This window comes from Pseudomonas sp. OTU5201 (assembly GCF_038440135.1).
Classification (GTDB): domain Bacteria; phylum Pseudomonadota; class Gammaproteobacteria; order Pseudomonadales; family Pseudomonadaceae; genus Metapseudomonas; species Metapseudomonas resinovorans.
In genome coordinates, this window is record NZ_JASATC010000101.1 from 1 (window position 1) to 558 (window position 558).

Below are 558 nucleotides of genomic sequence, written 5' to 3' on the forward strand. Positions count from 1 at the left end.
GGGGCCAGCTTCTCGGCAAAGCTGACCACTATCAAGCAGGTCATGAGACAGCAAGGTGAGGCTGATCTCGTTCGAGAGATCAATGCCGTTTGAGTTTTTGCGCGCGGCACCATAGATGGTCTTGGGCTGCGGGATGCGCGGGTGCGGCAGGCCCAGGGCGCCTTCGACGCTGGCCATGGCCTCGGCGCTGGCAACCGGATCTTCCACCAGCTCCTTGATGGAGATGCTGTGGTCGGCGATGCGGTTGACGAACGAGGTGTTGGCGCCGTTTTCCAGCAGGCGGCGGACCAGGTAGGCCAGCAGGGTTTCATGGGTGCCGACCGGTGCGTAAATACGGCACGGGCGGTTCAGCTTGCCATCGGCAACCTTGCCCACCACTTGCTCGTATAGGGGTTCGCCCATGCCGTGCAGGCACTGGAACTCGTACTGGCCCGGGTAGTAGTTCTGGCCGGCGATCTGGTAGATGGCCGACAGGGTGTGGGCGTTGTGGGTGGCGAACTGCGGGTAGATGACATCCGGCACACCCAGCAGCTTGCGGGCGCAAGCGATATAGGAAAT

The 558-nt window shown here is 62.2% G+C and carries 1 protein-coding gene; it reads right to left on the minus strand.

The window, feature by feature from the left end; genetic code table 11:
* On the minus strand, positions 1–558 hold a 558-nt coding region (locus AAHM40_RS27030; protein ID WP_342247444.1), incomplete at both ends, for a proline dehydrogenase family protein.